General features: G+C 64.2%; 18 protein-coding genes. 4 read left to right on the forward strand and 14 right to left on the reverse strand.

Annotated elements, in window-relative coordinates; genetic code table 11:
* The first annotated feature begins 3 nt into the window (after positions 1-3).
* Positions 4-705, forward strand: coding sequence for a helix-turn-helix transcriptional regulator (locus ACQ4WR_RS21065; protein WP_436489717.1), 702 nt, complete (start codon positions 4-6; stop codon positions 703-705).
* On the opposite strand, the gene ACQ4WR_RS21070 is transcribed toward ACQ4WR_RS21065, so the two are convergent.
* Both ACQ4WR_RS21070 and queC read right to left on the reverse strand, forming a co-directional pair.
* Positions 695-1,594, reverse strand: a complete 900-nt coding sequence (locus ACQ4WR_RS21070; protein WP_436489719.1) for a sterol desaturase family protein — start codon at positions 1,592-1,594, stop codon at positions 695-697. The two genes, ACQ4WR_RS21065 and ACQ4WR_RS21070, sit on opposite strands and share 11 nt — an antisense overlap.
* Positions 1,595-1,675: 81 nt before the next feature.
* On the reverse strand, positions 1,676-2,392 hold the full coding sequence (queC, locus tag ACQ4WR_RS21075) for a 7-cyano-7-deazaguanine synthase QueC (RefSeq protein WP_102294296.1): 717 nt from the start codon (positions 2,390-2,392) through the stop codon (positions 1,676-1,678).
* 222 nt (positions 2,393-2,614) lie between these two features.
* Between queC and ACQ4WR_RS21080 the strand changes: the two genes are divergently transcribed.
* Both ACQ4WR_RS21080 and ACQ4WR_RS21085 read left to right on the forward strand, forming a co-directional pair.
* Entirely contained in the window at positions 2,615-4,522 is a 1,908-nt protein-coding gene (locus tag ACQ4WR_RS21080; RefSeq protein ID WP_436489721.1) for an autotransporter assembly complex protein TamA, read from the forward strand.
* Entirely contained in the window at positions 4,522-8,955 is a 4,434-nt protein-coding gene (locus ACQ4WR_RS21085) for a translocation/assembly module TamB domain-containing protein (RefSeq protein WP_436489723.1), read from the forward strand. Before ACQ4WR_RS21080 ends, ACQ4WR_RS21085 begins: the two co-directional genes overlap by 1 nt.
* A 205-nt stretch (positions 8,956-9,160) precedes the next feature.
* Here ACQ4WR_RS21085 and ACQ4WR_RS21090 read toward each other — a convergent pair whose 3' ends face one another.
* From ACQ4WR_RS21090 to ACQ4WR_RS21100, 3 genes are all read right to left on the reverse strand, one after another.
* Positions 9,161-9,400, reverse strand: a complete 240-nt coding sequence (locus ACQ4WR_RS21090) for a hypothetical protein (RefSeq protein WP_092801751.1) — start codon at positions 9,398-9,400, stop codon at positions 9,161-9,163.
* 24 nt (positions 9,401-9,424) lie between these two features.
* Positions 9,425-9,583, reverse strand: coding sequence for a hypothetical protein (locus ACQ4WR_RS21095; RefSeq protein ID WP_180979389.1), 159 nt, complete (start codon positions 9,581-9,583; stop codon positions 9,425-9,427).
* A gap of 69 nt (positions 9,584-9,652) precedes the next feature.
* Positions 9,653-12,148 (reverse strand): alpha/beta hydrolase family protein, encoded by a 2,496-nt coding sequence (locus tag ACQ4WR_RS21100; protein WP_436489725.1) that lies wholly within the window; start codon positions 12,146-12,148, stop codon positions 9,653-9,655.
* Positions 12,149-12,335: 187 nt separating this feature from the next.
* Here ACQ4WR_RS21100 and ACQ4WR_RS21105 point away from each other — a divergent pair, with 187 nt between their 5' ends.
* A complete protein-coding gene (locus tag ACQ4WR_RS21105) occupies positions 12,336-12,854 on the forward strand; it encodes a CcdC protein domain-containing protein (protein ID WP_102294293.1) in 519 nt (172 codons plus the stop codon).
* A 10-nt stretch (positions 12,855-12,864) separates the two neighbouring features.
* Here the strand turns inward: ACQ4WR_RS21105 and ACQ4WR_RS21110 are convergent, their stop codons facing one another.
* The 9 genes from ACQ4WR_RS21110 to ACQ4WR_RS21150 all read right to left on the reverse strand — a co-directional run bounded on the left by ACQ4WR_RS21110 (position 12,865) and on the right by ACQ4WR_RS21150 (position 23,021).
* On the reverse strand, positions 12,865-13,674 hold the full coding sequence (locus tag ACQ4WR_RS21110; protein ID WP_436489727.1) for a hypothetical protein: 810 nt from the start codon (positions 13,672-13,674) through the stop codon (positions 12,865-12,867).
* A 31-nt stretch (positions 13,675-13,705) separates the two neighbouring features.
* Positions 13,706-13,999: a hypothetical protein gene (locus tag ACQ4WR_RS21115; protein ID WP_436489729.1), complete on the reverse strand. Its 294-nt coding sequence runs from the start codon at positions 13,997-13,999 to the stop codon at positions 13,706-13,708.
* A gap of 150 nt (positions 14,000-14,149) precedes the next feature.
* Positions 14,150-14,728 carry a nucleotidyltransferase family protein gene (locus tag ACQ4WR_RS21120; protein WP_436489731.1) on the reverse strand — a complete coding sequence of 193 codons (579 nt, stop codon included), beginning with the start codon at positions 14,726-14,728 and terminating at the stop codon, positions 14,150-14,152.
* A gap of 147 nt (positions 14,729-14,875) precedes the next feature.
* Positions 14,876-15,901, reverse strand: a complete 1,026-nt coding sequence (locus tag ACQ4WR_RS21125; protein ID WP_436489733.1) for a DUF4424 family protein — start codon at positions 15,899-15,901, stop codon at positions 14,876-14,878.
* A complete protein-coding gene (locus tag ACQ4WR_RS21130; protein WP_436489735.1) occupies positions 15,901-18,732 on the reverse strand; it encodes an ATP-binding protein in 2,832 nt (943 codons plus the stop codon). The genes ACQ4WR_RS21125 and ACQ4WR_RS21130 overlap by 1 nt, the downstream gene beginning before the upstream one ends.
* A gap of 8 nt (positions 18,733-18,740) precedes the next feature.
* Positions 18,741-19,502 (reverse strand): hypothetical protein, encoded by a 762-nt coding sequence (locus ACQ4WR_RS21135; protein WP_436489737.1) that lies wholly within the window; start codon positions 19,500-19,502, stop codon positions 18,741-18,743.
* A complete protein-coding gene (locus ACQ4WR_RS21140) occupies positions 19,495-20,865 on the reverse strand; it encodes a hypothetical protein (protein WP_436489739.1) in 1,371 nt (456 codons plus the stop codon). Before ACQ4WR_RS21140 ends, ACQ4WR_RS21135 begins: the two co-directional genes overlap by 8 nt.
* Before the next feature lie 278 nt (positions 20,866-21,143).
* Positions 21,144-21,908: a DUF3108 domain-containing protein gene (locus ACQ4WR_RS21145; protein ID WP_436489740.1), complete on the reverse strand. Its 765-nt coding sequence runs from the start codon at positions 21,906-21,908 to the stop codon at positions 21,144-21,146.
* The gene (locus tag ACQ4WR_RS21150) at positions 21,909-23,021 is read right to left on the reverse strand and encodes a DUF3108 domain-containing protein (protein WP_436489742.1); all 1,113 of its coding nucleotides are present in this window, start codon (positions 23,019-23,021) and stop codon (positions 21,909-21,911) included.
* Positions 23,022-23,142 lie beyond the last annotated feature (121 nt).

Genomic DNA, 23,142 nt, shown 5'->3' on the forward strand with positions numbered 1-23,142 from the left:
TGCATGCCGCCGGAACACTGGCAGGGAACACTGTGGCTGGCGGCCGATTTCGCCATCTTGCATGGCGCCGCGGGCGTCACGGCCACGCACGCCCATTACGCGCACCAGTTGATGCTGAGCACGGGTGCGCCATTCACGGCAGAGCTCGACGGCAGCGTGCACACGGCGCAGCGCCTGCTCGTTGCCAGCCTGCGCCCGCATGCCATCCTGACGGCACCGGCACCCATGCTGACCATCTACGCGGAACCGCAGCGCCTGCCTGCCAGCGCCCTGCTGGCGGCGCTCGACGGCATGGCGCCGCCAGGCGCGCACAGCCCTGTCAGCCTCGATGGCCTCGCCAGCGCGCTGCTGGCGCAACCGCGCCAAGCCTTGCCCGATCCGCGCCTGCAGCGGGCGCTGGAGCAGGTCGATGCCCTACTCTCGGGCAAGGTCAGCGCGGCCGCCGTGGCCGAAGCGGCGCATTTGTCGCTGAGCCAGCTGGAGCGCCTGTTCAGCGCCAAGCTGGGCCTGCCCGTGCGGCAGCTGGTGCTGTGGCGTCGCCTGCGCCTGGCCATCCGTGGCATCTTGCTCGGCAACACCCTGACGCACGCTGCCCACGGCGCCGGCTTTGCCGATGCCGCGCATTTCTCGCGCACCATGCGCAGCCTGTTCGGCGTGCGTGCCGACCGCAGCTTGCGCCAGCTGACGGTCAAGCTCATCGATTGATGGGCGCGCGCAAGCCTGGCGGCAGCTCGGGCGCGCGCACGCCCTCTTCCGCGCGGAACGGCTCGATCAATTGCGCCGCGTAGGCAACAGGGTAATCAGGGCGGCTGCCGATGCCCAGGTCGGCGCCCGTCATGCGGTAACCGGGCGCGTCGAAACGCGTGCCCAGCAAACGGTCCCAGCAGGTAAAAAACAGGCCGAAATTCACGTCGCCGGCGGTGCCGTACTTCATGTGGTGAAAGCGGTGCAGCGGCACCCACGCAAACACGTGGCGCAGCGGCCCCATGCGCATATCGACGTTCGCATGCTGCAATAACAATTGAATCGCCACGGCGAAGGCCAGCACGCCCATGACGCTTTCCGGTATGCCCAGCAGCAGCAATGGCAGCATGCCCCCCGCCGCTTCCAGCAGCAAATGCAGCGGATGCTTCATCCAGCCATTGAAACCATATAGCCGCCGCACGCTGTGGTGCACGGCATGCAATTTCCACAGAAAATAATAACGGTGGCTCAGGTAATGCACGAGGGTAATGCCGAAGTCGGCAATGACGATGGCCAGCAGCAGCTGCGCCCAGAACGGCAGCTGGCCCGGCCAGTATGTCCCCAGCGCCAGGTGGCCGGCCAGCAAGGGAAAGATGGCCAGGCCCAGCAGGTACAAGGCTTCATTGACAAGCGCGTGCAGCGTGTCGCGCGCGCCGTCGTCGTGCGCGTGGTTCCACGCGCCGTCATACGGCAGGTAGCGCTCGGCCAGGAAGGATGTGAGCAGGGCCAGCAGCAACAGCGGCGGCAACACCCAGAGGGAGAAATGGCCGGCCGCCACCAGCCAGGCGGCGGCGCCGATGAAGCCGGCCCAGAACACGGGACCGTACAGCGCGGCAAAGAGGGATTTCATGGCAAGGTTCTCCTGTGGCAAAAACCACAGCATGGCCGCCGACCCCGCCTTGCCGCTTGAAGAAACGGCGCAAGCTGCTTTTTACTTCGACGCCGCCTTTCTCGCCGCGTATTGCTGGTAGCCATTCGCGCGCAGGGCGCAGGCCGGGCAAGTGCCGCAGCCATAACCCCAGTCGTGCAGTTCGCCCCGCTCGCCCAGGTAGCACGTATGCGTACCGCTGCGGATCAGGTCGACGAGCGGCTGGCCGCCCAGGTCTTCCGCCAGGTCCCAGCTTTGCGCCTTGTCCAGCCACATCAGCGGCGTTTCCAGTTTCAAGCGCGTATTCATGCCCAGGTTCAAAGCCACTTGCAGCGCCTTCATCGTGTCGTCACGGCAATCCGGATAGCCGGAGAAATCCGTCTCGCACATGCCGCCCACCAGCACCGTCAAGCCGCGGCGGTAAGCCACGGTGGCGGCAACCGTCATGAAGAGCAAGTTGCGCCCTGGCACGAAGGTATTCGGCAAGCCGTTTTCCTGCATGACGATCTCGACGTTCTGTGTCATGGCCGTATCGGAAATGGCGGAAATCAAGGACAGGTCTATCATGTGGTCAGGGCCGAGACGCTGGTCCCACTCGGGCGACTGCTGGCGCATCTGCTCGAGTACGCCGGGACGCACCGTCAGCTCGATCGCATGACGCTGGCCATAGTCAAAGCCAATCGTCTCCACGCGGCTATAGTGCTTGAGGGCCCAGGCCAGGCAGGTGGTGGAATCTTGCCCACCGCTAAAGAGCACCAGTGCGGAGTCCGTTGCTAGCATAAATTTTCTTTCCATGTTTTTATCTGTTGCAATAGTGCGTGGGGAAAAGAGATTCCCCATGCAAAAAATACTTATTCGTCCGCCATCAGTTTACCTATTCCGGTAACATGCAGTCAGCATTTACTCATCTGGAGCACCATGTTTTCTGCACGACCAACACGGCACACAGCCGCCAGCAAGGCGCTACGACCACGAATTTTGGCACAAGTGGTGACAAAAGTAATGGGTCAACTGACACTGGCCGCCGCCGGCAGTGCCATCTTGCTGTATCCGGCCGCCCAGGCAAGTGCCCAGGAGGGCACGCCAGAGCGTGCGCAAGAGGCCGTTGCAGACAGCCCCGCCAGCGCGGAAGCGGCGCCGGCACCGCTGCAGTACGAGGTCAAGGTGAACGCGCCCGGCGACCTCGATGAATTGCTTGAAAAGAACCTTGACCTGGAACGCTTCCGCGGCAACCCGCGCATGGACCGCGAGCAATTGCGGCGCCTCGTGCGCGATACGCCGGAGCAAGCCAAGAACCTCGTCGCCACTGCCGGCTACTACACGCCCACCGTCACGGTGCGCGTCGATACGACCGGTGCCAAGCCCGTCGTCATCGTTGACGTCGATCCGGGCCAGCCCGTCACTGTCGACAAGGTCGAGCTGGAACTGCGCGGCTTCGACCCCACGCCGCCGCTGGCCGCCAGCGAACCCTACGATACGGAAGCGCTGAAGCGCAACTGGGCCCTGAAGACGGGCAGCGTGTTCCGCCAGGCCGAGTGGGAATCGGCCAAGCGCGCGCTGCTGCGCGAAGTGGTGCAGACACGCTACCCGCGCGCCCAGCTGGTCGATACGCAAGCCGTCGTCGATCCGGAAACGCACAAGGTGTCCCTGCTGGTGGTGCTCGACAGCGGCCCCGAGCTGCGCTTTGGCGAGCTGCGCATCGAAGGCTTGAAGCGCTACGATGAAAGCATCATCCGCAACCTCGACAAGATCCGTCCGGGCGAGTATTACAGCGAATCGGCGCTGCAATCGTTGCAGGCACGCCTGCAGGACACGGGCTACTTTGCCAGCGTGGAAGTGAGCGCCGACATGAGCAGCATCCTCAACGAGCAGATCGAGGCGGGCCAGGAAAGCCAGGCGGCCGAGGCCGAAGGTGGCGCCGTGACGAAACCCGTCAACCGCGGTCCCGCGCCCCTGCTGCCGCTGGTAGTGCGGGTGACGGAAAACAAACAGCAAAACGTCAGCGCCGGTCTGGGTTTCAGTACGAATACGGGCAATCGTGCCCAGCTCAACTATGACAACCTGAACGTGTGGGGCACGCGCTTCAAGAGCGCCCTCACCATGGAAACGAAGAAACAGGCGGCGCACGCCAATTTTTATTTTCCGACGACCGAACGCGGCTACAACGACAGCGCGGGCGCCTCGTTCGAGCGCAGCGACATTTCCAACGAGATCACGGCCGTCTCGACCATCTCGGTGAAACGCAACTGGGGCGGCACCAACCTGGAACGCAGCCTGACGTTCGAATTCCTCAGCGAAGACAAGACCGTGGTGGGCCTGGAACAGACGCGCAGCAAGAGCTTGCCGCTGACCTATGCCATCACCAAGCGCGACCTCGACAGCCTGCTGTTCCCCACCAAGGGCTATGTCATCAACGCGCAAGTGGGCGGCGCCCTGCTGCCCGTGCTGACGGACGAGCGCTTCGTGCGCGTGGCCGGCAAAATGGTGTTCTACCGTCCCATCGGTGAAAAGGGCGAGCTGATCCTGCGCGGCGAAATGGGCGCGCTGGGCTCGAAGGAAAAACGCGGCGTGCCTGCCGTCTACCTGTTTCGCGCGGGCGGCGACCAGTCGGTGCGCGGCTATGGCTATCAGGAACTGGGCGTGAAGGAAGGCGACGCCACCGTCGGCGGGCGCTACATGCTCACCGGCAGCGCCGAGTACCAGTACTGGTTCAAGCCGAAATGGGCGATCGCCGCCTTCTATGACGCCGGTAACTCGGCCGACACGGTCAAGGCCGCGATGACGCCGAAATCCGGCTATGGCCTGGGCGGGCGCTACAAGAGTCCCGTCGGCCCCATCAACGTCGACGTGGCGTATGGCCACGCCGTTCACAAATTCCGTCTGCACTTCTCTCTGGGATTCACTTTCTGATGTCCGATATTACTACCGAGTCCCCCAACGCCGCCGCGCCGCCACCGGCGCCGCCGGCGAAAAAACCGCGCCGCTGGCTGCGCTACCTGCTGATCGCCTGCGCCAGCCTGGCCGTGCTGCTGGGCGCCGCCTTCTGGTTCCTGGGCCGCGAATCGACCTTGCAATTGCTGGTGCAAAAGATTTCCAGCGCCAGCGGCGGCGATATCCAGGTGACAGGCGTCTCCGGTTCGCTGTACAACCGCATGCACCTGGGCCATGTCAGCTACCGCAGCAAGACGCAGCACATCACGGCCGACAATATCGACATCAACTGGTCGCCGTTCCAGTTCTTCTCGGAAGGCATCGCCATCAGCGAACTGCACGTGGCCAGCCTGTCCGTGGAAAGCACGGCGCCGTCCGAGGAGCCGTCCACCATGCCGACCAGCCTGGCGTCACCGTTCAAGGTGGGCATTGCCGACGCGCGTCTGGACAAGGTCACCCTGGTCAGCCCTGGCGGCAACACGGTATTTGAAAAGATCCACTTCACCCTGTCGGGCGACAAGACGCAATGGCAGCTGGAAGACGCCTCGGCGCTGACGCCGTTCGGCCAGGCCACGGCCAGCGCGACCATTGCCGCCACGCAGCCGTTCAAGCTGTCCGGCAAGGCGGACCTGACGCAGATCACGCCGCCGGCCGGCGAAAAGCCCGCCGCCCTGAGCCTGCAGCTGGGCGGCGACTTGAACGTACTCAACGTCACGGCCAAGGGCAGCGCCGGTGCCGCCACGGCCGACGCACAACTGGCGCTGGCGCCGTTCGACCCTGTCATGATCCTGCGCTCGGCCAGCATCAAGGGCCGCAACATCAATCCCGGCAAGTTTGACGCGACCTTGCCACAGGCCGACCTGAGCCTGGAACTGGACGCCGCCATCGATACGCGGCCCACGGCGCAGACGGTGTCGGGCAAGCTGGCCATCCTCAACCACGCCACGCCAGGCCCCATCGACCAGCAAAAACTGCCACTGCGCCAGTTCGAGGCGCGCCTGGGCGGCACCCTGACGGCCACGACCCTGGAGTCCGCCATCATCGACTTCGGCAACGCGGGCAAGTTTTCCGGCAGCGGCAAGGTGGACCGCGATGCGGCCGACGCGCCCATCGGCAAGGCGCAAGTGACCCTGCACACGGACAAGATCGACTTGCAGCATATCTACAGCAGCATCAACAGCACGAAGATCGCCGGCGACATCATGCTCGACAGCGACGGCAAGACGCAGACCCTGCGCGCCAAACTGGGCGAAGCCAAGCTCCGCCTGGACGTGGAAGCGACGCTGGCCGATTCCCTGGTGCAGCTGCGCAAGGCGACCTTGCAAGCCGGCAAGAGCAACGTGAATGCGACGGGCCAGATCAGCCTGAAGGACGCACAGGAATTCAAGGCCGTGGCCAACGCCAGCCGCTTGAACCCGGCCGACTTCGGCGCCTTCCCCGTGGCCGACCTGAACCTCGACGTGCGCGCCAACGGCCACGTGGCCCCGACATGGCTGGCGAATGCGGACTTCACCGTGCGCCCCAGCAAGCTGCTCGACCAGCCCCTGTCGGGCAAGGGCAAGCTGACGGCCGATGCGGCCCACTTCAGCGGCATCGATGTGCAGCTGGCGCTGGGCAAGAACAACGTCACGGCGAAAGGCAATTTCGGTGGCGCCGGCGAAAAACTGAACTGGAATGTGGATGCGCGGCAACTGTCGGCGTTGCAAAACGACTTGCTGGGCACCTTGCTGGCCAGCGGCGTGGTGCAAGGCACCCTGCAGCAGCCGCGCACGAGCTTTGTTGCCGATGCCAAGGGACTGGGCCTGACCAGCGGCAAGCGTCCCGCAGCGGACAGCGCCATCCACGCCAGCGGCGAGGTGGGCTTGACGGGGCCGAAGAAAGAAGCGGAACTCAAAGTGGCGGGGTCCCTGCAAAAGATCAATCCGGCCGCCTTCGGCGCGGCTTTGCCTAACGGCAATGTCAATGCGGATTTCACCGGCAGCGGCCGCCTGACGAGCGACTGGCAAGTGGCCCTGAACCTGGGCCTGCGCGAATCGACCCTGCAAAACGCCCCGCTGGCCGGCTACGCCAAACTGTCGGCGAATGCCAAACGCGTCGAGAATGTCGATACGGAATTGCGCCTGGGGCCGAACAGCCTGCAAGCGAAGGGCGCGCTGGGCGGCGCCACCGACAAGCTGACGTGGAAACTCGATGCGCCGCAACTGTCGACCCTCGGCCCCCGCTTCGCCGGCGTGCTGCAGGCGTCCGGCTCCGTCTCGGGCAAGATGGACGCACCGGCCGCGCAGCTGAGCCTGGACGGCCGTGACCTGACTTTCTTTGGCGACCAGCAACTGAAATCCATCAAGGGCAGCGCCAGCGTGGGCGCAGGCCAAGGCGCGCTCGACCCCATGGTCAGCAGCCTGGAGATCACCGGCTACAGCACGCCCACCTTCAAACTGGGCAGCGCCCGCCTGGGGACGACGGGCACGCGCGGCAGCCATACGGCAAACCTGGCGGCGCGCAATGACGATTTCGATGCCACGGTACAAATCAAGGGCAGCCAGAGCGGCGCCAGCTGGACCGGCAGCATCGACAGTCTGCAAAACAAGGGCCGCTACGCGCTGGTGCTGCAGGCACCGGTGCCCGTCAAAGTGGCCGGTCCTGCCGGCAGCGGCGTGGCGGGACTGGGCCAGCCTGAACAGATCAGCGTGGGCAACACCGTCATCAAGTTGCCGGCGGGCAGCATCACCATGCAAAGCCTGGTCAAGAACGGCCCGCGCTGGACCAGTTCCGGCCAGGCGGCCGGCGTGGCGCTGACTTATCTGGCGCAAGTGATTCCCTCGCTGCAAGCCAATGCGCGCAGCGACCTGACCCTGGGCGCGCAATGGTCGCTCGACATGCAGGTGCCGACGGCCAAGCAGAAAGATCCGGCGCTCGCTGGCATGCTGCACGTCTACCGTGAAAAAGGCGACGTGACGGTGGGCGTGGAACAGCCGCTGGCGCTGGGCCTGCGCACCCTCGATGCACGCATCGACGTGGCCAACCAGCAATTGCGCCTGGCAGTGAAGCTCGACGGCGCGCGCGCGGGCCAGAGCGACATCAATGCCACCGTGCAAATGCTCGGTGGCCGCATCAGCAACGACAGCGCCCTCTCCCTGACGGGCACCACCAGCATCGATTCGCTGGCGTGGCTGGCGCCGCTGACGGGCCAGCCGGGCCTGGAACTGGGTGGTGCCTTGAAAATCGCGCTGGCTGGCAGCGGCACCATCGGCGCGCCGCAATTAAATGGCGACATCAACGGCAGCAAGCTGCTGGTGAACTGGGCCGATCAGGGCTTGAAACTGCGCAACGGCGTGCTGCAAGCCAAGCTGGCCGGCGACCAGTTGCAATTGCAGCGCCTGAGCTTTGACGGCGGCGACGGCAAGGTGCAGGCTGACGGCTGGGTACGCTTTGCGAATGGCGAAGCCAGCCTGGAACTGAAGCTGCTGGCCGACCGCCTGCAGGCGCTGTCGCGCCCCGACCGCACCCTGGTCCTGTCCGGCAACAGCACCCTGGTGCGCAACGACAAGCGCTTCAGCTTCGAGGGCAAGTTCAAGGCCAACCGCGCGCTGATCGAACTGGCGCCGCAGGATACGCCCACGCAAAGCAACGACGTGGTGGTGCTGGGCAAGGAGGTCAAGGGCAGCAAGGAAGCGCCATCCCTGCCGCTGAACATAGACCTGGAATTTGACCTGGGCAATGCCTTCCACCTGCGCGGCATGGGCCTCGACGCGGACCTGGCGGGCAATGTGCGCGCGCGCGTCATCAACCGTGCCGCGCCGCGCGTGACGGGCAGCATCCGCGTCACCAGCGGCCAGTACGCGGCATACGGGCAGAAACTGGCCATCGAACGGGGGCTGATCGCCTTCACGGGCGCCTACGACAATCCGTCGCTCAACATCCTGGCCGTGCGCAAGCGCCCGGAAGGCGAAGCGCTGTCGGAAACGAACGTGGAAGCAGGCGTGGAAGTGCGCGGCACGGCCCAGGCGCCAACGGCCAAGCTGGTCTCCACGCCCACCGTCTCGGACAGCGACAAGCTCTCATGGCTGATCCTCGGCCACGGTGCGGAATCGGCGGCCGGCGATGAAATGGCCCTGCTCACGACGGCGGCGGGCGCCCTCTTCGGCGGCTCCGGCGGCGGCCTGCAAGGCAAGCTGGCCAACTCGCTGGGCCTCGATGAAGTGGGCCTGTCGCAGGCGCAGGGACTGGAAAGCACCGTCGTCACCGTCGGCAAGCGCCTGTCCTCGCGCGCCTACCTGACGTTCGAGCAAGGCACCAGCACGGCGACGAGCCTGGTGAAGCTGCGCTACAAGGTCAACCGCCGCATCACCTTGCAGTTCCAGACCGGCACCAACAATGCGCTGGATGTGCTGTATACGTGGGCGTTTGACTAGATTCTGCGCGGACAGCGGTCCGGTGCCAACGATGTTGTCGGATTACGCGCAAGCGCTAATCCGACCTACGCTCCATGCATGCGCGTAGGTCGGATCAGCCCGCCAGGGCGTAATCCGACAACATTGTTGGCCAAGGTATCAACCCCGGCATCAACAAACAACAAAGGGCGCCGTGGCGCCCTTTTTCATCATTGCTGCAAGCGGCTTATTCGGCCACGTCCAGGCCGCGCTCGATCATGCCTTCGACATACGCGCGCAAGTATTGCTCCAGGGCCGGGCCGGACAGCACGTTGGCCGTCAGCGCGCCGTGTGGCGAGCCTTTCAGCACGCCGTCGTGGTACACGCGCGCGATCCAGGCCACATCCGTGCCTGGCGTATAGTCGAGCTCATAATCGAACGTTTCACCGCTGACTTTGCGTGTGTAGACTTCCTTGACAATTGCCATCTAAAACAGCCTTTCTTGACGAGATTAACTGGGGTGCGGGTGCGGCACGGGATCTTCCTGCGGCACCGGATGCACGGGCCCCGGTTGGCGGCCGGGCGCTTCTTGCGGCTCCGGCGCGGGCAGCGGTTCATCGACAGGCGCCGGATCGGGCGCGCGGTGGGCATCAATGGCAAACGTTGACATGGCTGGCCTCCCTGCGGACAAAGGAAGACCATACCACGAGATGCCCGCCGCAGGTCCCGATACCTGTCCTTATTTGCCGGCCGGCTTGACTTCCGGGGCTGGCGGCGCCGCGTTCTTTACATATTTCTCCAGCCAGTTGTTGCTTTCATACAGCATCTGCATGATCGATTCGCGCGCGCGGTAGGCGTGGCTTTCGTTGGGCAACATGACCAGGCGCGCCGTGCCGCCCAGGCCCTTGACGGCCTGGAACATGCGCTCGCTCTGGATGGGGAAGGTGCCCGAGTTGTTGTCCTGCTCGCCATGGATCATCAACAGCGCGTCCTTGATCTTGTCCGCATAGTTGAATGGCGACATGGCCTGGTAGACGCCGGGCGCCTGCCAGAACGAACGCTCTTCCGCCTGGAAGCCGAACGGCGTCAGGGTGCGGTTATACGCGCCGCTGCGGGCGATGCCGGCGCGGAACAGACGCGTATGCGCCAGCAGGTTGCCCGTCATGAAGGCGCCATACGAGTGGCCGCCGATGGCGATGCGGTTGCGGTCGGACACGCCACGGCGCACCACCTCGTCGACGGCAGCCTCGGCATCGGCCACCAGCTGCGGCAGATACGTGTCATTCGCTTCCTGCTCGCCGTTGCCGACGATGGGGAAGGATGGATTGTCGAGCACGGCGTAGCCCATGGACAGGAAGGCGGCCGGGCCCCAGTAGCTGACGGCATTGAATTTATACGGCGAACCCTTGGTCTGGCTGGCCGCGCTGGCCGTCTTGAATTCCTGCGGGTAGGCCCACATCAGGGTCGGCAAGGGGCCGTCGCGGCGGGCGTCGTAGTTTGGCGGCAGCATCAGGGTGGCCGTCAGGTCCACGCCGTCGGCGCGCTTGTAGCGGATCAGCTCTTTCTGCACGTCCTTCAGCTGCGGCAGCGGGTGCGGGAAATGCGTGAGGGCCGTCAATTGCGCGGCGCCCTGCTGCTTCAGGTTGCGCACATAGTAGTTCGGCTGCTCGGTCGGCGATTCGCGCGTGGAAAGCAAGCGGCTGCCGTCCTCGTCCAGCACGGCGACCACGTTTTCATAGTAGGGCGCGGCGCTCTGGAACAGCCGCTCCTTCTGTTTCGTGGCCAGGTTCAGCCGGTCGATGAAGGGACGGTCGCCTTCCTTCGAAGCGCCCTGGCCGTCAAGCAGGATGGAATTATCAAAGGCGATGAGCAGGCGCGGCAGGCCGGCAGCATCCGCGCGCATGACGGGCTGGCCCGGGTCGTTGTAGCGGTCTTCGAACGATCCCGCATACACGAGGTCGGCCGGTGTGGAGGGTTGATCTGGCGAAATTCTCCACTGCTTGACGGCGCGCGTCTTGTACCACGCTTCACTGAGCAGTGCCAGGTCGCCGCGGCCCCAGGCTACGCCCGCATAGCGCGAACCGAGCCTGGCCAGCACGGCCGGCTTGCCGGTGAACGGCGCTGCCTGCGTATAGACGATGTCGCGGATCTCGGCTACTTTGGCCGGGTCGCCGCCATCCTGCGCTTCGGCCCACACCAGCGTCGCTGGCGCATCGACCCTCCAGCTGACGGAGCGCACGCCGGCGGACACGGCATCATTGCCAGGCGGCAGGCCTTCTTCCAGCGGCACGCTGGCCACCGCATGCAGCACTTTGCCGCTCAGGTCGCGCACATCGATCTGGTGGCCGAAGTCGGACGCCGGCACGATGTAGGAATATGGACGCAGGATGCGCGTCGTCAGCAGATGCTTGCCGTCAGGCGAGGCGGACACGCGCGAGAACTGGCCCGGCTGGCCCACCAGGCGCAGCTTGCCCGTCACGTCCAGCAAGGCCAGCTGCACCGTGATGTAGTGTTCGAACAACTGCGCGTCCTGCTCGTTTTTCAGCAGGTCGGGATAGGTGCGCAATTGCTTGACGCCGCCACCGGGCACGCTGTCCTGGACCGCCGGTCCCGTCGGGATGCCGCTTGCCACGGGCGCCGCGCCCAGCTTGGCAGGCTTCAGCTGGACCAGCAGGGTTTTGCTATCGGGCATCCAGGAAAAACCACGGCCATACACGGTCGACAGGGCCGTATTGCCCAGCTTGCGCGCCGCTTTCGTCTGCACGTCGAGCAGCCACAGTTCCACGCCTGCCTCCTTCACGCCCGAGGCCGGATCGGCAAAGGCGATGTGGGTGAACGCCAGGTAGCGCTGGTCCGGCGACCAGGCCAGATCGGCGATGCGCGGCGATGCCGGCAGGCCGCTGACCTTGATTTCCTTCTGCGTATCGATGTCGAGCAAGCCCAGTCCCGTATGGAAACTGAAGCGGCTGGCAGAATACGTGCGCGGATTGATGCGCAAGCCCGCCAGCTTCAATTCCGGCTGCGCCACTTCGCTGATGCTGGGCAAGGATGGCGTCGGCAGCACGGCAGCCAGGTTGCGTTTCGGACTCAGGCTCAGGGTCGGCGCGCGCGGCGCATCGACGATGGCTTGCAGGGGCGCGGGTGGCTTTTGATAGCCGCCATCTTGCGCCATGGCCAGCGACGACGACGCCATCAGGCCGACAGTAATGGGCAGCAGGGGGAAACGAGTAGACATGGCACTCCAGAGAGGTGGATGGAAAACAGTGACTGGCGGCACCGTACCGCGCATGGCGGCACCGGATGACAGGGCATAGTGCTTTCATGCCATGTAAATGTCAATGAGCAACTTTTCCCACCGGCTCCGCTACGCCCTTGCCGCCATCTGGCTTACAATCGCTGTTTTCCCCGTCCCGAATGCCTACATGGAAACCACTACCCTCGCCTTGCTGTTCCTGGTCCCGCTGCTGGTCTGGCGCATCTATTCGCGTCTGAAGAAGCTGGTGGCACGGCAGAAATCGCAGCTGTGGCGCCACTGGACCGTGGCGGCCGGCTTTCCCGTGCTGATCCTGTTCCTGGCGACGACGACCAAATTCGACGTGCTGCCCCTGTCCAGCCTGGGCGCGGGCGTGCTGGCGGGCGGCTGGCTGGGCGTGCTGGGCTTGAAGCTGACGCGCTTCGAACAGGTCGGCAAGGACTTTTTCTTTACCCAGCACCGCTATCTGGGCCTGGCCATCACCATGCTGTTCATCGCCCGCTTGCTGTACCGCGGCATGGAAATCTACCTGAATTCGCGCGCCGACGTGCCCGTGCCGCCGCCGCCGTTCGGCCAGAGCGCGCTGACCATGGCCGCCTACGGTCTCGTCACCGGCTACTACGCCGTGTACGCCTGGGGCCTGGTGCGCTGGCGCCAGCGCAACAAGCCGCTGCAAGCGCCGGAGTAAGCCGGGGCAATCAGTAGTACTGGCACAGGCCGGTACACGTCGTCACGGACAGCGCCTGGCGGATCGTCGCCAGGGCCGCTGCCAGGGCCGGATCGAGGTCCTGGTCCGCCACCGGCAGGCTGCTCAGCAGGCGCTCGCGCAAGGGCGGCGCCATCAGACTGGCGTTCACCGTGGCATGCTGCGCCGCCGCAGCCAGCATGGTTTTCTTTTGTGCCACGTTCCAGAACGGCACCTGCACGAACTGCACCACATTCGCAAACATGGTGCTCGATCCCTTGCTGAACGCGCGGGCGCGCATGCGCTCGGCACCGCTCACGTCCTGCGCCGGCTGCGTGCTGAACTCCGCTTCCATCAAACCGGTCAAATGTGCGTGGCAATGCACGCCAAAGGCAAACAGGGCCGCCATTTCATCGCCGTAATTGGCCAGGTTCCGCGTCACCTGCTCGCGGCGCGCCTGCTGCAGCGCGGCGCCCGACAGCGGCAGCGGCCGCTGCAAGCCAAACGCGTAATACGCCTTGCCCAGGTTGGTCGCCCGCTCGCACACGGCCACGCTCCGGTCCATGTCTTGCAACGCGGCGACGGGTGCCTGGAACAGGCGCGGCGCATCGGCTACGTGGGCAAACAGCGCTGCCACGGCAGGGTCGGCCAAACGCGGCAAGTCGCTATCGGCAGTGGCGGCGGCCATCAGCGCTTCCAGGCGCGTGCTGGCTTGCTGGAAATCCGTATAGCTGTCGGCCCAAGCGGCGGGCGCCAAGAGGGTGCTGGCAAGGCACAGCAGGCGGGCGCTGCGGCGCAGCGGCGTGGTAATCAATCGCATCATGTTGTATGACTCAGGTAAAGGGGATGGCGCCTCAGGCGGCGCGATACAGGCGGAACTGGTGTGCCGCCGTATAAAACAGGCCAATGGCGACAGGCATGTACATGAATGCCAGCAAGGTCGGCAGGAAAGAATGGATGCCGCGCCCGAGGTAGAAAGGCAGGGCAAACAGCACCGCCCACACGCAGGGCATCAGCAGCAGCCACGCCCGGCGGTTGCCGCGTCCGACCATGGCAAAGCTGAGCCCCAGCTGCATGGCCACCATGCACAGGCCCGCCAAGGCCAGCGGCGCCGTGATGAAACCGGCCGCGAGGCAACACAGCAGCAAGAGGCTGCCGCAGCAGACCAGTAATCGCTTCAGAGAATATGAAAAAGGCATGACGCAGCGCAGCATTAGATAATTGGCAATTATAAGCAATGTGTATCCACAGTGCAATTAGTTACCCTGATGCATTATTGCGCTCCCTGGCAGGCAACGCTAAGCGACCACCGTGACGCGCGGCCAGCGCGCCCCGTAGTTCTTGCTGGCCACCCGTTGTGCATAGCCTGCTGCGCTGATGCGCGCGGGGTTGCGCCGCACCACCATATTGAACAAATCATCAAGGCCATGGGGTGCGACGATGCCGATCTCGCCGTCAGACAGCAGATGGAGGCCGACGGCCGTGGCAAACTCGGGCCAGGTGGCGATGGCGTCATCTAGCGACAGCAGCGGCGGCACGGCATAGCCAAAATAGTCCTCGAACCACAGGTGCACCCGCGCCTGGTTGCAGACCTCCCACGGCATGCCGGGCAGCAAGATAGCCAGGCGCTGGCGCAGCCGTTCCTCGCTGTGCGGGCTGACATCGTCCGCATCAAAATACGCCACGTCGATATCGGCCGGCAGCGGCGGCTGCGCCACGCCATGCAAGGCATCCCACACGAGGTTGCGCACGGCGCCGGCGCCGATGCAGCACGCGGGCAACCCCAGCTGCGCCACGGCCTGCAAAGCTTGCCTGCACCATGGCGTGCGCCTGGCGATGGCGCGCAGCCGCGCCTCCAGTAGAGGCTGCGTGCTCACGCGCGGATCCAGGATCGCTGCCAGGCGCCTGCCTGCTTGCCGGAAGCGGCATCGCTGCGGGCCTGGACGGCGGGCGCGGCACGCCGCGTGTCCCGGAACAGGACACGCAGAAAGTGCTGGAGAGCAGCGGCTTCCAAGGCGCGCTCTTTATTTCTTCAGCAAGTAGTTCGGCCGCAGCGCAGGCGCCTCGCCCTCATTCCCGCTGCCATTCTCGACATTGCCGAAATACACGTTCAAATCCTGCTGCGGGCGGAAATTGCGCAGCTTCACCTGCAAGGTGGTGGGATTGATCTTGGTAAACGTGCCGGGGAAGCACAGGCTGATCAACTCATCCGGCTTGCCCTTGACCAGGTTCAAGGTAAAGTCTTCGATGCCGTTCTTCCAGGTGTTGCCCGTCTTCAAGATGTACGAGACCCACTTGGCATTGACGAAACCGCTCTCGCCCTGTTGCGCCGCCAGGCGGTTCCACGTCTTGTAGAAAGCCTTGTCGCCGCAATACTTTTGTTCAAACTCCTTGCCGTCGCCCAGGTAGGAGGCACCTGGGCCAGCGGCCACGAACGGTGCATATTGATGGCGCACGCGCACCGTTTTACCGGCCGGGAATGTCTGCCGCCACTGGTAGACCACCGTCACGGACCAGGCCGGCACCCATTCTTCATCGTCGGACAGCTTGGCCAGCAAGCCTTCGGCGATCATGGCTTTTTGCTGCGCGGCGCTCAAGGGCGCCACCTTTTTTTCGAACGGGCTGAACGAGGGGAAATACGCCACTTGCGTGTCCGATAGGCCCAGCTGCGCCAGGCGCGCCGTCACGTCACGGCCGTCGAGTTTGGCGAGCAGCACGGTCTGGTAATCCTTGCGCTTGCCGTCGACCTCGATCGAGAACTGCTGCGGCTGGCCGTAATACGTGGGCGACTGGTGGTAGCCGGCCTCGTAGGCGGGCAGCGGGAAGATGATGGTCTCTGCCACATCGCTTTTCGATTCGTTCAGGAACTCGTACTCGACCTTGATCAATTCCGCGCTGACGGTCAGCACTTCCTTTTTCATGGCCACGGCGTCGCTCTTGCCGACAATAATGCCGCCGGCACTGACCGAGCCGATGCCGTCATTGGCCATGGCCGGCGCCGAGAACGCCAGCGCCAGCGCGGCCGGCAGCAGCATCGTACGCAGTGCCATCACGCCACCTTGCCCGATGCCGGATCGACGCGGCGCTGCAGCACGAAAATCGGTTGCGCCCATTGCGTATCCTTTTTCTTCTTGCTGGTAATCAAAGTCAGTTCCGATGGATCGTAGACATCCGTGTTGTGCGTCAGCGGCGTCGTCATCAAATACTGCGCTTCCGTGTTTTTCAGGAATTCCCCGACCAGTTGGATATTGCGGATATCCAGGTGGGCAAACGGTTCGTCGATGAAGACGAAGCCGCCGGAACCGTCTTCCGATTTCAGCAAACCGATCAGGAGCACCAGCGACTTCATCACCTGCTGGCCGCCCGACGCTTCGCCATCGTTCATGCCGATGACGCCCTTGCCGTCGAATTTAAAACGCACGTGCAAGCCCGCCTGCGACAGCTGCACATCGTCGTTTTCCAGGCGCACGGGGTCGGCATGCACTTCGATGCCGGCCAGTTCGCCCAGCTCCTTGATGTTCTTGCTGTAAGTCTTGATGGTGTAGCGCAAGCGCTCCATGTAGGCGCCACGGGCATTGCCCGTCGCCTCGATGGCGCGGTTGTTCTGGTAGCGGCGCTCATCCGTTTCCGACTGGCGGCCATGCAATTGATCCGACAGGCGGTGATGCTGGTCGATGACGGTGGCGTCGAGTTCCCAGTCGTCACGCGCCAGGCTGTTTTGCAGGCTGGCCACGCGCAGATCGACCTGGTGCGCGTTCTGGTGCTCGGCCACCAGTGCCGCGCGGCGGGCGGGACGGCGCCAGCTTTTCGGCAGGTGGCGCCACGCATGGCGCAGGGCCAGCAAGGCGCGCGCATGCTCGGCGCGCTGTTCGATCTGCTTCTTGTAGCCGAGGCGCGACCCGGCTTCCGCTTCCGACAGGGCCAGACGCGCGTTTTGCCACACCGTATCGGCACGCGTGCGCGCCACGGTGGCGTTCTTCGTCAGGTTTTGCAACTCGCCCAGGCGCCCGCCCACTTCCAGGCGCTCTTCCTTGAGCGGCTTGGAATTGCGCAGCGCTTCGGCGAATTCTTCCTGGCGTGCGCTCAGTTCCTTGGCCGCGTCGACGCCGGCGATGCGCGCTTTCAAGGCGCCCACTTCGGCCGCCAGTTTCGAGATCGCCAAAGTCAGCGTGTCTTCCTGTCCTTCCAGTCCCGGCAAGGAGCGCAACAGCGCTTCCAGGCGGCCGCTGCGGCCAGCCTGGCCGAAGCGGTAGCGCGACGCTTCGACGAACAGCGAGCGTCCGCCGCGGCGTTCGCGGTGATACGCCTCGGGCGTGATCCACTCTTCGTGGTTGCCCAGCTTGAAGCCCGCTTCGACGGAATCGACGCGTGCAATGCGCGACAGCTGCTCGATCAGCCAGCTGGGCACGGGCGCGGAAAATTTCACCACCGCCAGCAGGCTTTCATCCTTGGCGACGGGCGCCGTGACCAGGTCGGGCACGATGAAGTGGCGATAGCGTTCCTTTTCCGCCAAACGGTAGGCGGCAGCCGCATCCTTGGCCTTGTCCAGCAGCACGACCGAGGCGTAACCGCCCAGCACGCCTTCGACGGCACCCTGCCAGCGGCTGTCCGTCACTTCGACGATGTCCGACAGCATCGCGTGGGCAATGCCCGCGTCGCGCAGCGCGCGGCGCATGCCGCGCACATTGTCCGGCTCCGGCATGGCCGTCTTGCCTTGCAATGCGGCAATCGTTGCCTGCTCGGCCGCGATACGCGCCGACAGGGCGTCGCGCTGCTGGCGCTGGCGCAGCAGTTCCGCTTCCTTCTGTTCCAGCTGGGCCGCCACTTCGGCGATGTCGCTGCCCGAGTCCGCCGCCAGCTTCTGCAAGCGATCCTTCTGTTCCAGCAGGCTGTCCAGCGGTTTCAGCTTGGCATTGATCAGGGACAAGCGGCTCTGCAAGCCGATCGATTCCTGCTCCAGCAAGGTTTCGTTCATCTGCGCGTCGGACAGCGCCTTGGCTTGCGCAGCCAGCGCATTGCGTTTATCCGTCAGCTGCTGGTCGGCCTGCGCCATGGGCTTGCGCGCATCGCGCAATTGCCGGCTGGCGATGGCGGCTTTTTCGCGCGCCTCGTGGTATTGCAGGCTGGGCAGCACTTCTTCCAGCAGGTTGCGGCGCTCTTTATGCAGCCCTTCCCACTGGTGATAATTGGCCACGCGCAGGCGCAAGCCTTCCAGGTTGGTTTTCGACGCTTCCAGCTCCGTCTCGAAACGCTTCAGCTCCACTTCCGTGTCGCGCTGGTGGCGCTTGGCTTCATCGTAGGCGTCCAGCACTTCCTTGTCGCCGAACACCTGGAACACCAGGTCGAGCAGCTGGCGCGGCGCGTATTCGCACAATTTGTCCGTCTCGCCCTGCTCCAGCGCCAGCACTTTCGACATGGCTGGCGACAGGCCCGCATTGGCCAGGCGCTTGCGGTAGTTCTCCACACCGAGCCAGTCGTTGGCGTCCGTGATGTCCTCGATCTGCACATTGCCCGGACGCATCAGATACTGGCGCTTCCAGTCGCCGCCATTTTTCTGGATCTGGCAAAACAAGGTCACTTCATCGTCGCTGAAGAAGCCGGAACTGCGGAACGGCCGGTTCGACAGCTGCTTGCCCACGTTCTTGTTGTCGACCACGGCGCGCAGCCAGGCCGTCTGCTGGCCCGAGTGACGCGCATAGTGTTTATACGTGCGGCCCATCGAGCAGTCGAGGCCGAACAGGGTGCGCAAGGCGTCGAGCAAGGTGGTCTTGCCCGAGCCATTCTGCCCGGCGATGGTGATGATTTTCGCGTCGAGCGGAATATTCTTGATGCGCTGCCAGTAATCCCAGTGCACCAGTTCAAGTGATTTGATATGAAACATGGGCGCTTTCAGTGAGGGAGGTCGGACGGCGCGGCATCGTCGGCATCGGCATCGCCGGCGTCGGGCTGCTCGCCGATGTCGGCGGACAAATCGTCTGCCAGGTCGGCGTCAAGCAGCGGATCATCGCTGACGGCCACCAGGCGCGCCGGCGCACGCTTGAACACGTCGGCCAGGGCGCCGTTGATGATGCGCTCTTTCAGCACGTCCGTATCCATCATCAGGTCCAGCAGCGGACCTTCCAGGATGACATCGGCGCGCCGCTCGATGAAGCCCAGCTTGGCCAGGGTGCCCAGATTCATGTCCATGCGCGTCTTCTTGCCCAGCTTGTCGCCAAAGTCCGACAGCAGCGCCTTGTAGGAAATGCCGATCGACGCATCTTCCGCGCGCGGCAGCGGCTTTTCCGTACCGAACATATCGTTCTGGTCATCGTCCGCGTGCTGGTGGGTTTCCTGGCGTTCACGCTTGGGCAGGATGATCTGCGCCCACAGCACCACCAGCAAGGCCACGCCATCGCGCGCCAAACCAAAATTATTGTTTTGCCAGACGTCGCGCGCGCCGAAAATTTTCGGCTCGATGGTGCGCGTCAGGGCCAACGTCACGTGGTCGGCATATACGTTGTCGAGCAGCTTCAGGCCGCAGGCCAGCAAGCGCGCATCGATCTCGGCGCGGAACAGTTCGTCGGACAGCACGCGCTTGACGAGCTTGTCGTCGCGGCGCAGGGTTTGATGCGTGAGCAGGCGCGCAATCAGGATTTGGGAATCGTCATTCATCGGCGTTGCCGCTATCTAAATCAAGTGAAACATTCAGTGAAAGCGAGGCGATCGACATGGCCGCCACGTGGGGGTCGGACAGTTGGACCATCTCGTCGGTCGGTGTAAAGGTAATCGGCAGGCGGGCCAGTTCGGCCGTCGATCCCTGCAAGCTCGCTTCGGAGACGTCGCCCAGCAGCGGCAGCATCGAGGCGCGGTACGAAGCCACGGCAAAGCTGGCCGGCAGCAAGGAGTCCTGCACCGGCACCGATTTCGGTCCCTCTTCGCCGATGCTGGGGAAATTGCCCAGGCTGGCAAAGTTCGACAGGCGGGCCAGGAGGTCATCGAGTTCAAGTTGCATGGCTGGGCCGTCGCTGATGGTGGTGGGCGCATCTTCGCCGCTAGGCAGGCCCGTGTTGATGACACCTGCCGCCCGCTCGGACAGCAGTTCCGTTTCGGCCACGTCGATCATTTCGGCCGGCGTGGCGAACAGCGGCACGACCGGCTGGTCGATGGCGCCCTCGGCCAGGCTGGCCAGGTCGTCGTGCAGCAAGAGCCAGCGCTTGATGTCGGTGGTCGACAGGCCCGACTGGCCCAGGTGCACGCGCTGGCGCTCGATCTGGTTCAGGGCGCGCGAAAACATGCCTTGCATGTTCAGCAATTTACTCTGCGCGCGGCCAATCGCCTGCGCCGCCTTGTGCGTGGCGCTGTCCGCGTTTTCATCGGACGTGATCGCCACGAGAATTTCGGAGCCTTTTTCCACCCAGTCGCAGGCCATGTTCCACTTCGCCTGCGCCGTGCGCAGGCGGAATTCGGAACCGGAAGCGATGGCGTCGGAGAATTCCTCCGTCAAGTCCACCAGGCGCCCCAGCAGATGCTGCAGCTGCTCGACCGACACGCCGCCGACGGCTTGCGCGCCGGCCACCTGCGACAGCAGAAAACCCATTTCCGCTTCGTCTTCCGTCTGGCCCAGGCCCAGCAGGCTGTCGATGGCCGACAGCACATTGCGCGCCATGGGCGTGACGCGGTACACGCCCTGCTGCGCATCCCAGGCCAGCAGCTGGTTCGAGCGCAGGCGCAGCAAGACCGTTTCCAGGCTTTCCGGCAACAGATATGCCAGTTTGGTATTGATATCGGCGCGCGTATACGCGGACGTGGCCGCATCGGCGGCCAGCTCGCGCAACACCAGCAGACGCACCAGCACGCCATCGAAACCGCCATGGAACAGGGCCGTAAACACTTGCAGCAAGGGCTGCGCCCGCTTCAAATGGAAAACCTGCTCGATCTCGTCGGCCGAAATATTCGGCTGGAAATGCGCCTGCAAAGAATCGTGATGCTCTTGCTCTGTCTGATTTGCATCCGTAGCCACGGCTGCACTTGCCATTATATCAATCATTCTATTCCGGATGAGTGTTCAGCGGGCGGCGCAGCGGGCCCTGGCAGCGCTGCGGCCTTAAAGGTACGCGGGGCGTCAGTATATCAGTTCTGACATGCAATTCGACTTGTGGAAGAGGGGGTATGGCGCTGTCGTCAAGTCGAGTGTTGCATCAGCAAAAAAAACCAACAGCGAAAATCCGGGGTCAGACCCGCCGGGTCTGCCCCCGGCATTTACCGTTAGGGATAAAAAATCAAGGAATCGATATTTGATATGACAGCAAGCACTTACTTCCTGACAATCTTCTGCAAGGTTTGCTCCACATAATCGCCGCCATCCGCATCGGCGAACGTCACTTTCACGGGATACCATTCCAGCGACGGTGCCAGCCACAGGTCCACTTGCTGGCCTTTCTTGTCCGGCGGCGGCGCCTTGACCAGGTGCACGGCCTCCACCAGGCCCTCGCCGGTGGCGACGGTTTCCTGCTTGACGACCTTGAAGACCCATGGCTCGGCATCGTGTGCGCCGGCAACAAAGAAGGCCCATTCCGAGCCGGGGACGAATTTCTCGGGCGCCGCGCGTGCCACGCTGGCCAGTTGCCAGACGGCGCTGTTGCGGTCCTGTTCACCGCCTTTCAGCGGGTAGCTTTCATCGCCTTCGCCAAAGACGATGGTCTTGCTGTCGCGCTTGAAGGTGGTCGTGAAGGCATCCTTGCGGAAGCGCTTTTCCACGAACTGCGCCGGCGCCAGGCCGTAGTCGTCAACCGTGCCTTCGCTGCGCTGCTCGAGGATCTTGCCGAACAGGGCCGCCTTGGTTTCGGCCAGCAGCGAGTACTTGCCCTCGCCCACGCGCCAGTTACTGACGGATTCGCCCGACAGGCTGATGCCGCGCTGCTTGGCCTTGATCGAGTAGACGAGGTCGGCAGAAGGCACCAGCTTGTACGGGCGCTTGATGGCGGGATGGTCCGCGGGTGCGTCCGCCATGGCAGGCGACAGGGTGGCGGCCAGCACGCCGGCGGCCAGCAAGTGTTTCAAGGTAGTCAGAGTCATCATTTATTTTCCTGTAGCGTCATTGACGGAGATCTTGGTGACGGTTTGCGTGGTCAAAGCCCCGCTCGCCTCGGTATTGCGTATTTGGACTGGATACCACTGCATCGATGGCGCCAGCCAGATGTCGAGCTGCGAGGAATACGTGCCCGGCTTGGGCGGCCGGCGCAGATGCCACGTCACCAGGCGGCCCATTTTGGTGTCCAGTTCTTCCTCGCCCACCAGCTGGAAGCGGAACACGGTCGCTTCCTTTTCCTCGCCGACGAGGATGTCGATATTGCCCACCAGCTGGTTGACGTCGGCGCGGCCGATGGCGGCCAGCTGGAACGGCACGCTGGCCTTGTCCTGCACCCCTACCTGCCATGGCGCCGTGGCCGTCGTGGCCGAGAACGTGATGACCTTGCCATCGCGGTTGAAATGCGTGGCCGTTTGCGCGCGGCCCTTGCGCTTTTCCGTGGCCGTGACGGGCACGATGCCGGTGGCATCGATCAGCCCCTCGCTGCTCAGCACCAGCAGGTTGATGCGCGTGATCAGCATGCTCAAGCCCACTTCCAGTTTCAGCTGGTAGCTGTCGCCCTTGTTGTCCCACGCCATGGCGGCCACGCCCTGCCACTTGGTGCCGTCCGCATCGCGCCGGTCCACATGCAGGTCGAACTGGGCCGAGGCGGGCGCATTCGTCTTGTAATGCCGCGCCTGCTCCACCACGGGCGGCGGTGCAGCAGGCGCAGGCGCCGGTGACGCCACGGCGACGGGCGCCGGGGCCGTGACGACGGGCGTGCCCGGCGCTGGCGGCGCTGGCGTGGCCGGGCCTTCCGGCGCATCGCTGGCCGGCATGGTGGCCAGCGGCGCCTCGCTCGACGGCAAGTCCGTCAGCGGCGGCGGGGGCGGCAGCCTGGGCTTGGGCACGGGCAGCTCGGGCGGTGGCGGCGGCACAGGCTCCGGCTTGGGCGCTTCGGCAAGCAGGGCCAGGCTGACCACCTGCGTGCCGTCCGCCTTCAGCGGCACCATGCTGGCACGCGACGTGAGCCATTCCAGCGCCACAAGATGCAAGGCGCCGATTACCGCGACGAAGATGACGGTGCGGCGGCGCGGCGAGGAAAAGAAGGAAGCGGGCATCATGAGGCGTAGTGTAACGCCTCCGCCGCATTTCCTGCCTCTTGCCCGTGCTCAACTTCTGATGTTTTATGTAAGAAAATGTTGGCGTGCCTGTGTCAGTTGCAAGCTGATATCTGCTACCCTA

The sequence above is a fragment of the Janthinobacterium amylolyticum genome (assembly GCF_051380655.1).
Lineage (GTDB): Bacteria > Pseudomonadota > Gammaproteobacteria > Burkholderiales > Burkholderiaceae_D > Janthinobacterium.

What these genes read in the sequence shown, in the direction of transcription:
- ACQ4WR_RS21135 (WP_436489737.1), bottom strand. Translation starts at nt 19,502, where the DNA reads ATGAATGACGATTCCCAAATCCTGATTGCGCGCCTGCTCACGCATCAA.
- ACQ4WR_RS21095 (WP_180979389.1), bottom strand. Translation starts at nt 9,583, where the DNA reads ATGTCAACGTTTGCCATTGATGCCCACCGCGCGCCCGATCCGGCGCCT.
- ACQ4WR_RS21130 (WP_436489735.1), bottom strand. Translation starts at nt 18,732, where the DNA reads ATGTTTCATATCAAATCACTTGAACTGGTGCACTGGGATTACTGGCAG.
- ACQ4WR_RS21070 (WP_436489719.1), bottom strand. Translation starts at nt 1,594, where the DNA reads ATGAAATCCCTCTTTGCCGCGCTGTACGGTCCCGTGTTCTGGGCCGGC.
- ACQ4WR_RS21145 (WP_436489740.1), bottom strand. Translation starts at nt 21,908, where the DNA reads ATGATGACTCTGACTACCTTGAAACACTTGCTGGCCGCCGGCGTGCTG.
- ACQ4WR_RS21065 (WP_436489717.1), top strand. Translation starts at nt 4, where the DNA reads ATGCCGCCGGAACACTGGCAGGGAACACTGTGGCTGGCGGCCGATTTC.
- ACQ4WR_RS21150 (WP_436489742.1), bottom strand. Translation starts at nt 23,021, where the DNA reads ATGATGCCCGCTTCCTTCTTTTCCTCGCCGCGCCGCCGCACCGTCATC.
- ACQ4WR_RS21125 (WP_436489733.1), bottom strand. Translation starts at nt 15,901, where the DNA reads ATGGCACTGCGTACGATGCTGCTGCCGGCCGCGCTGGCGCTGGCGTTC.
- ACQ4WR_RS21100 (WP_436489725.1), bottom strand. Translation starts at nt 12,148, where the DNA reads ATGTCTACTCGTTTCCCCCTGCTGCCCATTACTGTCGGCCTGATGGCG.
- ACQ4WR_RS21085 (WP_436489723.1), top strand. Translation starts at nt 4,522, where the DNA reads ATGTCCGATATTACTACCGAGTCCCCCAACGCCGCCGCGCCGCCACCG.
- ACQ4WR_RS21090 (WP_092801751.1), bottom strand. Translation starts at nt 9,400, where the DNA reads ATGGCAATTGTCAAGGAAGTCTACACACGCAAAGTCAGCGGTGAAACG.
- ACQ4WR_RS21080 (WP_436489721.1), top strand. Translation starts at nt 2,615, where the DNA reads ATGGGTCAACTGACACTGGCCGCCGCCGGCAGTGCCATCTTGCTGTAT.
- ACQ4WR_RS21110 (WP_436489727.1), bottom strand. Translation starts at nt 13,674, where the DNA reads ATGATGCGATTGATTACCACGCCGCTGCGCCGCAGCGCCCGCCTGCTG.
- queC (WP_102294296.1), bottom strand. Translation starts at nt 2,392, where the DNA reads ATGCTAGCAACGGACTCCGCACTGGTGCTCTTTAGCGGTGGGCAAGAT.
- ACQ4WR_RS21105 (WP_102294293.1), top strand. Translation starts at nt 12,336, where the DNA reads ATGGAAACCACTACCCTCGCCTTGCTGTTCCTGGTCCCGCTGCTGGTC.
- ACQ4WR_RS21140 (WP_436489739.1), bottom strand. Translation starts at nt 20,865, where the DNA reads ATGGCAAGTGCAGCCGTGGCTACGGATGCAAATCAGACAGAGCAAGAG.